The sequence below is a fragment of the Collinsella sp. AF23-2 genome, from assembly GCF_003459245.1.
GTDB lineage: Bacteria > Actinomycetota > Coriobacteriia > Coriobacteriales > Coriobacteriaceae > Collinsella.
The window spans coordinates 235,086-249,511 of sequence record NZ_QRVG01000001.1 but is presented as its reverse complement, the minus strand read 5'-3'; the positions used below and the strand labels follow the sequence as shown (position 1 = coordinate 249,511).

Sequence of the window (14,426 nt, the reverse complement as noted above, 5' to 3'; positions counted from 1 at the left end):
CGAATTGACCACCGCATCGCCAGGCCTTGCGCCCGGCCGCGCTCTTACCATATGCGAAGGAGTCCCATGGCATCCAAATACTCCATGAACGACCGTCCCAGCTGGCCTCGCCGCGCCATCGTTACCGCCGGCGAGCCCTACGGCAACAAGGGCCTTCACTTTGGCCACGTCGGTGGCGTCTTTGTCCCGGCCGACTTCTTCGCCCGCTTCCTGCGCGACCGCCTGGGCCGCGAGAACGTCATCTTCACCTCGGGCACCGACTGCTACGGCTCGCCCATCATGGAGAGCTACCGCAAGCTCAAGGAGAATGAAGGCTACGATAAGTCCATCGGCGAGTATGTCGAGTCCAATCACTCCCGCCAGGCCGCGACCCTCAACAACTACAACATCAGCTGTGACATCTACGGCGGCTCGGGCCTTGAGCCGGCTGCGCAGATTCACAACGAGGTGACCGCGGAGATTATCGAGCGTCTGCACGAGCAGGGCACCATCTCCAAGCGCTCCACGCTGCAGTTCTACGATGCCAAGGCCGGCACGTTCCTCAACGGCCGCCAGGTCATCGGCCGCTGCCCCATCCAGGGCTGCAAGTCCGAGAAGGCTTATGCCGACGAGTGCGATCTGGGCCACCAGTTTGAGCCCGAGGAGCTCATCGCGCCCAAGAGCCAGCTCACCGGCGAGGTGCCCGAGCTGCGCCCGGTCGACAATCTCTACTTTGATCTGCCGGCCTACCTCGACTTTATGAAGACCTATACCGCCAAGCTCGCCCAGAACCCGCAGGTTCGCTCCGTGGTCTCCAAGACCATGGAGGAGTGGCTGCTGCCGGCTCAGCTCTACATCCAGAACAAGTTCCGCGAGGCCTTCGATGCCGTCGAGGACCAGCTCCCCGAGCACACCGTGCTGGAGCCCGAGGGCAACAAGAGCAGCTTTACCGTCACCTTCCCCAGCTGGAAGGAGCGCGACGACGCCCACGCGGTGCTCGCCAACGGTGGCGTGCGCTTCCGCAGCGGCAAGGCACTCGTGCCCTTCCGCATCACCGGCAACATCGACTGGGGCGTTCCGGTGCCCGAGGTCGATGGCGTCTCCGACGTCACCTGCTGGTGCTGGCCCGAGAGCCTGTGGGCGCCCATCAGCTATACGCGTACCGTGCTCGCGCGCGATGCCAAGGCCGCCGGCGTGACCGAGGGCGTCGCCGCCCAGGATGCCGCCCTCATGGGCGAGCCCGCCGACGACTCCACGCAGGTGCCCGCACCCACCTACCAGCACAGCTCGCTCGACTGGCGCGACTGGTGGTGCTCTGACGACGCTCAGATTTACCAGTTCATCGGTCAGGACAACATCTATTTCTACTGCATCGCGCAGACCGCCATGTGGGAGGCCCTGGGCTGGGACCTCACGCAGAGCACCGTCAGCGCCTGCTACCACCTGCTCTACATGGGCAAAAAGGCCAGCTCGTCCTCGCAGACGCCTCCCCCGCCGGCAGACGACCTGCTCAACCACTACACCTGCGAGCAGATGCGCGCGCACTGGCTGTCGCTCGGCCTGTCCGAGAAGCCGGTGAGCTTTAGCCCCAAGGCATACGACACGCGTGTGACCGGCAAGGACAAGGACGGCAACGAGGTACGCGCCTGCGACGACAAGCGCGTTATCGACCCGGCCCTTAAGGAGAGCGCGCTGCTGACCGGCGTGTTCAACCGTCTGGCCCGCAGCTGCTTCTACGGCGTCGCCGTCAAGGAAGGCGACGAGAGCCCCTACCGCAACGGCTGCATCCCCGCCGGTGCCGCTTCTGACACCGTGGTCGAAGCCGCCCAGCAGGCAGCCCTCGCCTTTGAGCAGGCCATGTACAAGTTCGAGACGCACCGCGCGCTTGCCGTGTGCGACGACTACCTGCGCGCCGCCAACAAGCGCTGGAGCGACGCCTCCAAGGCCGCCAACAAGCTCGAGGGCGAGCCGGCCAATGCCGCGATGACGCAGGCCCTTGTCGACGCCTTTACCGAGCTGCGCGTGGCGACCGTCCTGATGCACGGTATTGTGCCGGCCGGCTGCGAGCTCATCTGCGAGTACTTCGACGTCGACCCGGTCGCTTTCTTTAGCTGGGATAACATCTTTGCCTCCACGGACGAGTTCGTGGAGATCCTGGGCGAGAAGCCCGGCGAGCACCGCGTGAAGCCGCTGCCCCCGCGCTTCGACTTCTTTAGCAAGCACGAGAGCCAGTACTAAAGCACGCCAGCAGCGGCGTGTCCGGAAAGTAGTCAATTTGGGATGGGAAGGAAAGACGGATGTCCAAGCCGCGTCGTCGTAAGCAAAAAAAGCCGGTTAAGCCCGAGCTCAAGCTTAGGCAGTTTGCTGCTACTGAGCTTTCTGACCAGCTTGCCGCCCTTCCCTGCGCTGCCGACCTGCCACGCTTTATGGTCGACACGGTCGCCGGCGCCTATGCGCCCGCCGATGCCGAGCTCATGATCGAGGGCTTCGGCGCCGCGGCCACACGCCCGGTCACACTGCGCGCCAACACGCTCAGGGCGACCGCCGAGGACATCGCTGCGGCGCTCGATGCCGCCGGCATCGCCCACAACCCCGTCGCCTGGTACCCAGACGCCTTTATCCTGCCCGAGGCCCAGGTTTCCGATCTGTGGGACCTCGACATCTACCGCGACGGCAAGATCTACCTGCAGAGCTTGTCGTCCATGATGCCGCCGCTGGTCCTGGGCGCACAGGCAGGCGAGGACATCCTGGACATGTGCGCAGCCCCTGGCGGCAAGACGACGCAGATCGCCGCCCTCACGCAGGGACAGGCGCACCTTACCGCCTGCGAGATGAGCATTCCCCGCGCCGAGAAGCTCGAAGCCAACCTCCACCGCCAAGGCGCAAAAAACGTGCCCGTCATGCGCACCGACGCACGCGAGCTCGACGAGTTCTTCCGCTTTGACCGCATCCTGCTCGACGCTCCCTGCACCGGCACGGGCACCGTCATCAGCGGCAACGAGAAAAGCCTGCGCGGCCTGACCGAGCAGCTGCTCGTCAAATGCGCCCGCTCGCAGCGTGCGCTTCTGGACCGCGCCATGGGAGCCCTCAAACCGGGCGGCACGCTCGTCTATTCGACTTGTTCGATCTTGCCGCAGGAAAACGAGGACGCCCTGCAAGAAGCCCTCGACAAGCATATGGACTGCGAGCTCATCCCCCTCGACGGCACGCCAAGCGAAAGTGAGGCACGCCGTGCCCAGGAAGCTGGTGAGGAGCCGCGCATCGAGTCCAACGCCCTGACCGAGGCCATTGCCGCGGGTCAGGTATCGGCCATCGCCAACGGCCTGCCCGGCACGCTCACCATTCCGCCCAGCCGCGAATTTGAGGGCTTCTACATTGCCCTGATCCGAAAACGCAGCTAGCGCACGGATCCAAAACTCAACAAGCTATCTCTGTGCGCGTTTGCCCTGCTGGTCGCGATGCTGTTTAAGCATCGTGCGCTCCTTGCGTTCGGCCCTTTTGCCCTTAATGGCCGTGACCACAAAGTAGATGACCGCGGCGGCTACGATTGCGCCCACGCATAGGCCAATCGAGCCCAACATTGCCGAAAATTCCATACCGCGTCACCTCTCTTTTAAACGGGACTTTCAAGATAGCACCTCGATCACCGCCACCACAGCTCCTTCACGTTCGCCGCCCTTCGGTCTAACGGAGGACGCGGCGGGGAAAAATCAACTCGTCAAACGATTTAGCAAGCACAACGCTGCCGGCACCCTGCCGGCCGTCATCACATAGAATCGAGCCTCCATGGATACCCTCAACGATCTAAACGAGCGCGTCGACGCCTTCGTCGGCACCAGCTCCTTCGACACGCCTGCCGCGGCAAACGACCAAGCTCCCATCGATGTGCCCGCCGAGGTTCACGAGGACATCGTCGCCTCGGTCGATTTCTCCGAGGTCGAGCTCGCAGACGAGTTCACCGAGCCCCAGGTAGCCGTCACGCCCAACGGCCTGCTCCCTATGGAGCCCCTGCCCATCGACGGGCGTTTGCGCAAGGCGGCCCTCCGCATGCCCAACGAGATCGAGGAGGCCAGCGGCTTCACGCTCTTCGGCCGCCGCATCAAGTCGCTCATTTACACCACTGATGTCGCGGTTATCCGCAACTCCAACGCCGATGCCGTCTTTGCGGTCTACCCTTTCACGCCGCAGCCCGCCATTACGCAGGCGCTGCTGACCGTCGCCGAGTGCCCGGTCTTCGTAGGCGTGGGCGGTGGCACCACCACCGGCAAGCGCTCCGTTCAGATGGCAGCCGTCTCCGAGATGCAGGGTGCGGCGGGCTGTGTGGTCAACTCCCCCGCCACCGCCGAGATGGTCGAGCACATCACCAACATCGCCGACATCCCCGTCATCGCCACGGTCGTACGTTGCGACGACGATGCTCACGCCAAGGTGCGCGCCGGCGCCAAGATTCTTAACATCGCCGCTGGCAAGAACACGCCCCAGGTCCTACGCGAGCTGCGCGAGCACTATCCCAACCTGCCGCTCATCGCGCCGGGCGGCAAGACGCCCGAGAGCATCCGCGAGACCATCGCCGCCGGTGCCAACGCCATCATCTGGACACCGCCTTCGGCCCAGCAGCTACAGACCGACATGATGCAGCGCTACCGCAAGATGAAAGAAGACGCCACGCCTGTCATCTCGCACGACGATGTGCCCATTATCGACCAGGTCGCCGCCGCCGAGGTCAGCCAGGTCGAGAACATGAATCCCGACGTGCCGATTCCCGACGAGGTTATCGAGCGCGTCGCTTCGATCCACGATCATATCGAGGAGCGTCGCGCCAACCGCGGCCTCAAGCCGTCACTGCACGGCTTCTTCTTCCGCGGAAAGAAACGCTAGCAAAACATCTTGGCCCGCCCCACAAACGTGAGGCGGGCCGTTTTCGTTTGAGCAATCATGCAGCGATGTAATGGGGCAAATTAATCCACGCGCTTGTCGCCCATAAAGAAGAGCGCCACCGTGCCAGGTCCGGTATGCGAGCCAATCAGAGTACCGATGTTATTGATCTCAATCTTGCCTTTAAGCTGCGGAATCTGTTCCTCGATCAGCGCCGCAACTGCCTCGGCATCCTCGCGGCACGCCGAGTGCGACATGACGCACTTACCCGAATAATCCGCACCGTCCTGCACGTGTGCCATCATGGTCTTAGCCATCTCGGAAATCGCGCGCTTCTTAGTGCGAATCTTCTCACGTGGCGACAGCCCACCTTCGCAATCGACCGTCATAAGCGGGCAAATCTTAAGCGCCGTGCCGATGATCGCGCTCGCGGCCGAAATGCGACCGCCGCGCAGGTAGCTCGACAGATCGGTCGAGAAGAACCAGTGGTGCAGGTTGAGCTTGTGCTCCTCGATCCAAGCGGCCGTCTCGTCGAGTGACGCCCCGCTATCGCGCACGTCGGCGGCATATTCCAGCAACAGGCCAAAGCCCGAAGACGCCGCCAGCGAATCGATGACGCGCACCTTGCCGCCCTGGGGATAGCGATCCGCGAGCATCTGCGCCGCAACGCAGGCCGATCCATACGTGCCCGAAATACCCGATGACAACGTCAGGTGCAGCACGTCTTTGCCCTCGGCAACAAACGGCTCCCAAAACTCCTCGTACTCACCCACGCTCACCTGAGACGTCTTGGGCATGGCGCCCGCGGCAATCTGGGCAAAAAACTTGTCCGGCGTAATCGACTGATACAGATCGTCCGTATAGACAACATCGTCGATCTCGTAATGAAAACACACGACAGGGATATTGCGCGACGCAAAGAACTCACGGGTTCGGTCGGCGGCGGATTCACAGGTCAGGACAAAATCACTCATATGAGGCTCCTTACTCATTGCTGCGCAAATTATCGCACAGTGAGCCTACATACGGTACATATGTCCACTATTTACCAAATCGAACCAAAAATAGCGAACATCTTTACCACCATCGTCTCCACCGGCCCCACGCATAAATATCTGAGAAAACACCCTCTGTCGTCTCCACTCAACCGCCATATCTACCTCCACTAAATCGATTTACCAAACCGTTCGGCTAACAATTCGGCTGCCCATCCCCAATCGAAACAAAAGCGGTGCATACTGATAAACGTTTTACGCTGTTTATCAGTTTTACCAGCCCTATCGGAAGGTGTTTCATGGTCGCATTCGATCGCAATCCGCAAGACTTCAAGTATCTGCGTCTGCTGTCGAAACAATTTCCCACCGAGCAATCCGCGTTTACCGAGATCATCAATCTCTCGGCCATCCTCAACCTGCCAAAGGGCACCGAGCATTTTATGAGCGACGTGCATGGCGAGTACGAAGCCTTTATGCACATCCTCAACAACTGCTCGGGCGTCGTGCGCGAGCATGTCGACGAGATTTTTGGCGACACGCTCACCTTTGACGAAAAGGGCGAGCTGTGCACGCTCATCTACTACCCGCACGAGAAGATCGAGCTGGTCCGCAGCCAGCGCGAGGACTCGCCCACCTGGTACAAAACGATGCTTGACCAGCTCATCATGGTCGCTCGTTCGCTTTCAAGCCGCTACACCCGCTCCAAGGTTCGTAAGGCCATCCCGCGCGATTACGCCTACATCATCGACGAGCTGCTACACACGCATCCAGACGAGAACAACTACCGTGTGCGCTATCACGAGCGCATCGTGGAGTCCATCCTGGAGACCGCAAGCGCCGACGACTTTATCGAGTCGCTCGCCTCGCTCATCAAGCGCCTGGCCGTCGACCACCTGCACCTGGTGGGCGACATCTTCGACCGCGGCGGCGGCGCGGCCAAGATTATGGACCGTCTGCTCACCTACCATTCACTCGACATCCAGTGGGGCAACCACGACCTGCTGTGGATGGGCGCTGCGGCCGGTGAGCCCGCCTGCATCGCCACGGTGCTGCGCAACAACCTACGCTACGACAATTACGAGATTCTGGAGAACGACTACGGCATCTCGCTACGTGAGCTTGTCGCCTTTGCAGATGCCACCTACACCGCCGGTGAGTCCATCACCCCGCTGATCAAGGCCATCAACGTGCTGCTCTTTAAGCTCGAGGGTCAGATTATCCAGCGCCATCCCGAGTTCGACATGACCGACCGCCTGTTACTCGACAAGATCGACCACGACACCGGCACGGTCACGCTCGCCGACGGCAGCGTGTGGCCGCTCACGACCAACGACTTCCCCACCGTCGACCCGACGGACCCCTATACGCTCACGCCCCAGGAGCAGCACATCATCGACAAGCTCGTGTCCGAGTTTGTCACCGCCGATCACCTGCATCGCCATATCGATTTCCTCTATTCCCACGGCTCGATATACAAGGTCGCCAACGGCAACCTGCTGTTCCATGGCTGCGTGCCGCTCAACGAAGACGGCACCTTTAGCAGCATGAACTGCCTGGGCACCTGGCACGCTGGCCGCGATTATCTCGATTTTTGCGACCACATCGCCCGCCGCGCCTGGCGCGTGGGCGACCGCGACGCTCTCGACTGGATGTGGTACCTGTGGATTGGCTTTAACTCACCCGCCAGCGGACGCCTGGTGCGCACCTTTGAGCGCGCCTATATCGCCGATAAGAGCACCTGGGTCGAGCCGATGGACCCGTACTTTACGCTTACCAAGTCGCCCTCGGTCTGCAATGACATCATGCGCGAGTTTGGCGTCGCGCCCATGGCATGCTCACCGACCGGTCACATCATCAACGGCCACACGCCCGTCAAGACCACCAAGGGCGAGCAGCCCATCCGCGCCGAGGGCAAGCTGCTGGTCATCGATGGCGGCTTCTGCCGCGCCTACCACCCCAAGACGGGTATCGCCGGCTATACGCTCATCTCGAGCTCGCGCGGCTGCCGCCTCAAGTCGCACCGGGCCTTTACGACGGTTGCCGAGGCACTCACGCGCAACGTGGACATCGAAAGCGAGACCAACCGTTTTGACCAAGCAGACCGTCGCCGCATGGTGAGCGACACCGATTCCGGAGCCAAGATCCGCAGCCAGATCCAAGACCTGCGCCAGCTGCTCGATGCATATAGAAACGGTGCTATCGAGGAGCGCGCCTAGCACCACCCGTGGGGATTGGCTAAACTTGCTGAGTTTATCATCCCCACGGCGTCCCGGCGCCACCCTAAGGCAGGTACCATGCAGAAGCTCCTTGCGCAGATCATGAAGTTTGGCGTCGTCGGCATCGTCGCCACGGTCATCGACTTTGGCATCATGAATCTGCTCCACTACGGTCTGGGCCTTAACATCCTAATCGCCAACACCAGCGGCTTTATCATCTCACTCATCTTTAATTACGTCGCCAGCATGAAGTACGTGTTTGCGCACAAGGAAGGCATGAGCCGCCGCCGCGAGTTCATTATCTTTGTCGTGCTGTCCGTGATCGGCCTGGCACTCAACGACGGTATCGTGTTGACACTCAACGCCGGCCTGGGACTCGAGGCCAATATCGCCAAGATCTGCGCCACCGCGCTTGTCATGGTCTACAACTTTGTGACCCGAAAGATCTTCCTGGAAGGCGATGAGACCAAGTAACTCGCAACCTTACAGCTTTACAATGCCCACGGATGACGCGCGTCAAGCGCTGTGTTGTTCGTGGGCTTTGCTCGTTTACGGGCAAATTTTCAACGTTTGCGGATTAGCTCTTGAAAATTTGGCGAGTTCGTATAGTTCTTGGCAAAGACCTTACGCTTCCCTTGCAAAAGCTCTAAAGTATCCTCTGCTCGATTCATCAACGCATTGGATGTGATTACGTGCGCAAGGCACTGGCACAACCTCATACCAAGCAGTTCCTCAAGTTCGCTGTCGTGGGTCTTATCTCCTTTGGCATCGACTGGGGTATGCTCATTGCGCTTGTCGAGCTGTTTCACCTCGACTTTTTGATGAGCACCACGGTCTCGTTTACCACGTCCGTCGTGGTCAACTACTGGCTCAGCATGAAGTACGTGTTCGACCACCGCGAGGGCATGAGCCGCAAGCGCGAGTTCACGATCTTCACCATCCTGTCGGTGATCGGCCTGGGCCTCAACGACCTATACATGTTTGTGGGCGTCACGTTTTTGAGCATCGGCTACCAGGCCATGAAGGCCATCGCCACGTTCCTCGTCACCTGGTACAACTACTTCAGCCGCCGCTTCTTCCTCGAGGGCGCACGGTCGTAGTCGATTCATTATTTGCTTGAATGTATAACCGGTTGGAATTCCCGTTCCAACCGGTTTTTTGTTTGCCGAGAGACCCGGCGACCCAATCCCATTCGCATGAAAAACGGGCGGCCCGGATGTTTGTCCGAACCGCCCGTCTGGCGCGCTATGTCGAGGCCTCTAGCCTGTAACGTAATACCAGACCACGTTGTCGCCGTTGGAGAGAACGTAGTTGCTGCAGGCCGTCATGGGCGTTGTGCCGTTGACGGAGTACATCCAGCCGCTCGTACCGCCGTACTGTTTCTCGGCCAAACCACCAATCGCGGAGACATACGTGCCGTACGACGAGCCATGTGCGTTGACAGAAAGGCCCAGCGCGCACAGGGCATCGTAGACGGTAGCGCCTTCGTTAAAGGTAAAGGTGCCACCAGAAGACACAGGATTGCCCACAGCGCTCGATGTGACCGAAACCGTCACTGTTACGTAGCTGGACTCCTGCGAGCCGCTCTGGCCGCCCGAGGAGGCGTTTCCACCATTAGAGGATGAAACTCCATCAGACGACTGGCCACCGCCCGAAGAAGCACCGCCAGACGCATTGGAAGTATCACCGGCTCCCGTATTTTGGGCAGCGGATTTATCGCCAGACTTCTTGCCGTCCTGGTCCTCGGACTTCTTGTTATCCGAGTTCTTGTCCGATTCCTTGTTTGAAGACTCGGAATCGTCCTTGGACTTGGACTCATCAGAATGCTTGGACTCATCTTTTGCGTCATTCGATGACTTGGAATCCTTGGAACTGGCCTCGCCCGAAGCGGCAGACGAGCCAGACGCCTTGGTGTCCTTGGTGACGACGCTCTCCCCCGTCACGGCCTGAATGATCCAGTCGATAGACCAGGCACCGCTTGCGGAAGGATGGACGAAACCCAGCGAGACGACGATCAGAATGGTGCACGCGGCAGTCAGAACGCCGAGGAGCGCCTTGCGGCGAGGGGCGGACGCCGCCGAAGCGGCGCCCTTTTGCTTTGCATCGTCAAGCTGGATAAACGAGGAATCTGGTTGCTTGGGGTCAGCGTCCTTGGATTTATTGGACACAGCCCTCACCTACCGACGTTTGGTGAACACGAACACGCCGACGATGGCGAGACCGATGACGCCGGCGGCGATGCCAACGATGGCGAGCGGGTTGGTGCCAGTCTCCTGCTCGGAAGCACTAGAGGACTTCTTAGCAGTGGTCGTGGAAGCAGCACCCGTATCGGACTTGGAATCGGACTTCTTGTCGGACTTGCTGTCCTTCTTGTCAGACTTCTTCTCGTCCTTCTTATCGGACTTATCGGAGTCCTTCTTGTCGGACTTGTTGTCCTTGGTCTCGGTCTTGGTCGACACCGTCGTCTTGGTCACCGGCTTCTGACCCGGGGCGATAGCGCCGCCGGCCTGCTGGCCCTTCGTGCCGGAGCCGGAACCCGTGCCAGTGCCAGTGCCAGTGCCAGCGCCAGCGCCGGAACCGTTGCCAGCGCCACCGTTGCCACCATTAGTGCCAGAACCGCCATTGCCGCCAGGGTTAACGGCATTCTTGGTCCACTTGGCATACAGCGTCAGATCGGCCGTCACCGGCGTACTGAAGTCATACGCCTGCGTGCAAGCCTCATCGGTGAACCAACCGCCGAAAGTGTAGCCATCGCGCGTCGGATCGGCCGGCTTGACCAGCTTGCCGTCGGCCGTAGCCACAAACTTAGTGTCGCAAGCAGACCCGCCGTTGGAATTAAAGGCAACCGTCCAAGACTCAACAGCCCCGAGCTTGAACAGCATGCCCGAATCATTGATGTAGTAGAGGTTGCCAGAAGCATCGGCAATGACCGGAGAGTCACAGTATTGGTAATGGCCGGCCGCATCATAAATCTGCGTCGCCTCTGCGTCGCCGAGCGTATAGCGATACACGCCACCACCAGCAGAGTAGTTGACGTAATCCTTGCTATCCGCGCTGTTCACGGTGAAGTACACGTAGGTCTTGCCGCCCTGAACACTCACCAGCGGAGTAGCAGCAATACCGTTGAGGCCAGCCGGCAGCGCCTTGCCGTCGGCAGCAGCGACCATCGTGGTCTTACCCGTCTTCAGGTTATAGAGAACCAGAGCAGAGCCCTTAGCCGTCTGTCCGCCGACAATCAGATTGTCACCAGACACCGCAGGGGCGCTCAGATTATTCGTAAGGCCCAGATCAACCGTCTTCTGTTCACTCAGCACGCCCTTTGCCGAAAGCGAAATCACATGGAGCATTCCGTCGTGCGTCATCTGATAGAAGGTCGAACCATTGGACGGATCGGCAATGCAATCGGCATTTGCGACAGCGCCGAGCTTCATGGTCGAAACGACATCGCCCGTCGTCTTATCAATGCACTTAAGCGTGCCCGCGCTCGTAGGAACAATGGTGTACTTATCCGTCAGCGCAGCACCAGTCCAATAATAGCCCTCGGAAGGGTCAATGTTCTGCCAAGAGACTTCGCCCGTGGCAATCTTGATACGCTTCAGGGAGCCGTTGCCGTAGGTCGCGTTGTAGTTCTCGTCATACGAAATATCGACCGTACCAACATAGATGTACTCGCCATCCGAAACCACGGTGCAGGAGCTCTGCGTCAAGTCCGTCAAACCAGGCGTCAGCCACTTGCAGATCAGCTTGTCCGCAGTAATCGCCTGGACCGCACCGCCGTTGAGCGGAACGATGATAAGGCCATTGGCATAGATCGGACGAGAGGTATAGCTCACCTTGGAGGCAAGCGGCGCAGAGGCAACCTTTTTACCCGTGGACGAATCGATCTTAATGAGCTCGTTCTCGGTCGCGATGTACACAAAACCGTTAGCAATGACAGGCTCGCTGCAGTTGGCATACTGCTGGCCAGACTCGGCCTTCCAATCGAAGGCCCACTTAAGACCAGCGGCCTGCGCAGGCGTCTTGGCATCCGTTACGGTCGAACCGTTGCCACTGTTACCGTAGCCGGCCCACTCGGCATCCCAATCAGGAGTCGTCGCACTCGGGTCCACGACAATCTTGTCAGGATCGGGCATGGGCGAATCGTCGGTGGTATAGGCAAGCGTAACCTTATCGTCGCTCTTGAGCGTAATCTGATTGGCGCAGAGTAAGGAGGGCTCTCCATTGATATACAGATGCCAATATTTATTGGTCGCAGCATCCCAGACATACGGCTTGTGATCGAACGGCGAAGTAATGGAATTCAGGAACCAGTATGCACCGCTCTGGGAGGCTTTGTAATCAACGCTTTTCGCCTTCAGAACCGTCTCAATAAGGTCCTGGGCCGTAGAGCCTTCGGGCAGAGAAACATTGCTTGCCGAGCCCCAGCGAGTATTGTTGCCGTTGACATCGGGACCGATAACATCGACGGACCCAAGAACCTGACCGGGGAGGGCATCGGCGCCAGCACCATACATAAAGGTGACGGCGTCACCCTCCTGGAGCTTGTAGGCACCGGCGCCAACGTCGGCGAACTTGCCATTTACGTAGAAGCGCCAATAGCTATTGGTCGCAGCATCCCAGCCATAGGACTTACCATCGAACGGCGAAGTAATGCCGTTGAGGAACCAGCCCCAAGACGATTCGCCAGCATCGAGAGTAAGGCCGGTCTGCTCAAGGAGATCCTTGGCAGTAGAACCCGCCTTGAGACTCGTCTGGCCCGTCGAAGCCCAAACCTGCTGCTTGCCGTTCTTGTCCTTACCGAGGACCTGAACGGAAGCATGGACGGAATCGGACGGCAACTGGTCGCCCCAGCCACCGTAGAACCACGTAACGGTATCGCCAGCATGAATGGTGACATTGTCTGCCGTGTAGTCGCTCGACTTGCCGTTAATGAACAGCTGCCAATGGGTCGAATAATCGAGCGGCGTACCCAGCTCAACGCCGTTGTACTTAAGGCTCAGAATGAAGGAGCCCGCAGCAACGGCGTCGATGTCATTCGCCTCGAGCGCGACCTTCGTAAGGTCAAGTGCGCTCGAGCCGGACGTCACCACATACTGCGCGTTATCGACCCAAGTCTGAGTCTTGCCCTGGGCATCGCGACCAATGACGGTCACATTCGCAGCAAGCTGGTCCTTAACGACAGGGGACGAGCTACCAGCCGTATAGGCAAACTCAATCTTCTGCCCCTGGGTGAGCTTGACGCTGCTCGCGCCAACCGAGGAAGACGCGCCATCAACAAAGAGCTGCCAGAAGGCACCAGTTGTCGCGTCGTAGGCAAGCGTGCGGCTATCCGTCGGGGACGTAATGCTCTTGAGGTAGAACCCGTATGCCGTGTTTGCATCGTAGTCCGCCTTGAAGCCCGTCTTCTGCTGCAGCTTAACGAAGGCGTCCGCAGCCGTCGCGCCCTCGTCGAGCTTGAGTTGCGTAGGTGCCACCCAGGTCTGAGCCTTGCCGTCGGCATCGGTGCCGACAATCGAGAACGAGACCTCGACTTGCTTCTTGGCGACATCGCCGGTTTCTGTCGGGTTCTCTGTCTGGACGGCAGTCGCGGCGGCAGATCCTGCTTGGCCAGCGGATGCCATCGAAGACTGCACGCTCGTGGCAGGGCTCTCCCCCGTCGCCGAGCCTTCGTCGCCAGTTGCCGCCTCTGTAGTGGCGGCACTAGCTGCAGGCGCGCCCTCGGAATCCGAAACCTCGGCCTTACCCTGGTCGGCAGCACCATCCGCAGGCGCTGCACCCTCGTCCGGCGTCGCAGCCTGAGCCACAGCCTCGGCAATGCCCTCGGCGCCCTCGGCCCACAGCTGAGCCGGCGTGGTGCCAAAGGCCATCGCGAAGGCCAGGAATGCCACCAGGCCGCGCTTAGCTACACCGCGCGCAATCGCGCCACGGCGATGCGAGACGCGCTGGCGCTCGTCCACAAACATATCCATTTGTCTCCTACTGTCTGTACTTGGAGCGTTGCCTTGAGGCTGCCCCACGTCATCGCGCATGTTGCGCTCGAGTTCCCCCATCGGGGTCCCCCTTCCCTCCAGAGCCCTATGCACACCGGCGGCATACGCCGCAGCCGCATGCAAGATGGGAGGCGATCCGACTTAACCTTAACGACTCGGGCACGTCGTCCGATCTGCGACGCGAACATCCCGAGCCAAGAGGAATTACGGTTACTGGTACAGCCGGGGACTTGCACCCCAATTCTCCCAAACGCGCAGGTAAACCGCGCATTCATGCGTCTCCGCACCACCATCTAGGCCATCGATTATTACCGTCAAAATGGTATCACGCAAAAGGGCCTCGCACGCAGGCGAAGCCCAAGGTAAAAGCT

General features: G+C 59.9%; 10 protein-coding genes. 6 read left to right on the top strand and 4 right to left on the bottom strand.

Annotated features, from left to right (window positions below):
* Positions 1 to 66: 66 nt before the first annotated feature.
* On the top strand, positions 67 to 2,217 hold the full coding sequence (locus DWY03_RS01080; protein WP_117839728.1) for a methionine--tRNA ligase: 2,151 nt from the start codon (positions 67 to 69) through the stop codon (positions 2,215 to 2,217).
* 59 nt (positions 2,218 to 2,276) lie between these two features.
* Positions 2,277 to 3,380: an RsmB/NOP family class I SAM-dependent RNA methyltransferase gene (locus DWY03_RS01075; protein WP_117839727.1), complete on the top strand. Its 1,104-nt coding sequence runs from the start codon at positions 2,277 to 2,279 to the stop codon at positions 3,378 to 3,380.
* A 24-nt stretch (positions 3,381 to 3,404) separates the two neighbouring features.
* Here the strand turns inward: DWY03_RS01075 and DWY03_RS10025 are convergent, their stop codons facing one another.
* Complete coding sequence (locus tag DWY03_RS10025) at positions 3,405 to 3,575, bottom strand: hypothetical protein (protein WP_156058414.1); 171 nt, start codon at positions 3,573 to 3,575, stop codon at positions 3,405 to 3,407.
* A 190-nt stretch (positions 3,576 to 3,765) separates the two neighbouring features.
* On the opposite strand from DWY03_RS10025, the gene DWY03_RS01070 reads away from it, so the two are divergent.
* Positions 3,766 to 4,857, top strand: coding sequence for a hypothetical protein (locus DWY03_RS01070; protein ID WP_117839726.1), 1,092 nt, complete (start codon positions 3,766 to 3,768; stop codon positions 4,855 to 4,857).
* Positions 4,858 to 4,937: 80 nt separating this feature from the next.
* Here the strand turns inward: DWY03_RS01070 and DWY03_RS01065 are convergent, their stop codons facing one another.
* Complete coding sequence (locus DWY03_RS01065) at positions 4,938 to 5,828, bottom strand: DegV family protein (protein WP_117839725.1); 891 nt, start codon at positions 5,826 to 5,828, stop codon at positions 4,938 to 4,940.
* Positions 5,829 to 6,148: 320 nt separating this feature from the next.
* Between DWY03_RS01065 and DWY03_RS01060 the strand changes: the two genes are divergently transcribed.
* From DWY03_RS01060 to DWY03_RS01050, 3 genes are all read left to right on the top strand, one after another.
* The gene (locus DWY03_RS01060) at positions 6,149 to 8,065 is read left to right on the top strand and encodes a fructose-1,6-bisphosphatase (RefSeq protein ID WP_117839724.1); all 1,917 of its coding nucleotides are present in this window, start codon (positions 6,149 to 6,151) and stop codon (positions 8,063 to 8,065) included.
* Positions 8,066 to 8,143: 78 nt separating this feature from the next.
* Complete coding sequence (locus tag DWY03_RS01055) at positions 8,144 to 8,539, top strand: GtrA family protein (RefSeq protein ID WP_055250892.1); 396 nt, start codon at positions 8,144 to 8,146, stop codon at positions 8,537 to 8,539.
* A 218-nt stretch (positions 8,540 to 8,757) separates the two neighbouring features.
* A complete protein-coding gene (locus DWY03_RS01050; RefSeq protein ID WP_055250894.1) occupies positions 8,758 to 9,165 on the top strand; it encodes a GtrA family protein in 408 nt (135 codons plus the stop codon).
* 159 nt (positions 9,166 to 9,324) lie between these two features.
* On the opposite strand, the gene DWY03_RS01045 is transcribed toward DWY03_RS01050, so the two are convergent.
* Positions 9,325 to 10,233: a DUF4430 domain-containing protein gene (locus DWY03_RS01045; protein WP_231500726.1), complete on the bottom strand. Its 909-nt coding sequence runs from the start codon at positions 10,231 to 10,233 to the stop codon at positions 9,325 to 9,327.
* A gap of 9 nt (positions 10,234 to 10,242) precedes the next feature.
* Positions 10,243 to 14,034 (bottom strand): DUF4430 domain-containing protein, encoded by a 3,792-nt coding sequence (locus DWY03_RS10020; protein WP_156058416.1) that lies wholly within the window; start codon positions 14,032 to 14,034, stop codon positions 10,243 to 10,245.
* Between the last annotated feature and the right edge of the window lie 392 nt (positions 14,035 to 14,426).

Coding starts and splice junctions, on each gene's coding strand:
- DWY03_RS01080 (WP_117839728.1), top strand. CDS start 67: ATGGCATCCAAATACTCCATGAACGACCGTCCCAGCTGGCCTCGCCGC.
- DWY03_RS01070 (WP_117839726.1), top strand. CDS start 3,766: ATGGATACCCTCAACGATCTAAACGAGCGCGTCGACGCCTTCGTCGGC.
- DWY03_RS01065 (WP_117839725.1), bottom strand. CDS start 5,828: ATGAGTGATTTTGTCCTGACCTGTGAATCCGCCGCCGACCGAACCCGT.
- DWY03_RS01055 (WP_055250892.1), top strand. CDS start 8,144: ATGCAGAAGCTCCTTGCGCAGATCATGAAGTTTGGCGTCGTCGGCATC.
- DWY03_RS01060 (WP_117839724.1), top strand. CDS start 6,149: ATGGTCGCATTCGATCGCAATCCGCAAGACTTCAAGTATCTGCGTCTG.
- DWY03_RS10020 (WP_156058416.1), bottom strand. CDS start 14,034: ATGGATATGTTTGTGGACGAGCGCCAGCGCGTCTCGCATCGCCGTGGC.
- DWY03_RS01075 (WP_117839727.1), top strand. CDS start 2,277: ATGTCCAAGCCGCGTCGTCGTAAGCAAAAAAAGCCGGTTAAGCCCGAG.
- DWY03_RS10025 (WP_156058414.1), bottom strand. CDS start 3,575: ATGGAATTTTCGGCAATGTTGGGCTCGATTGGCCTATGCGTGGGCGCA.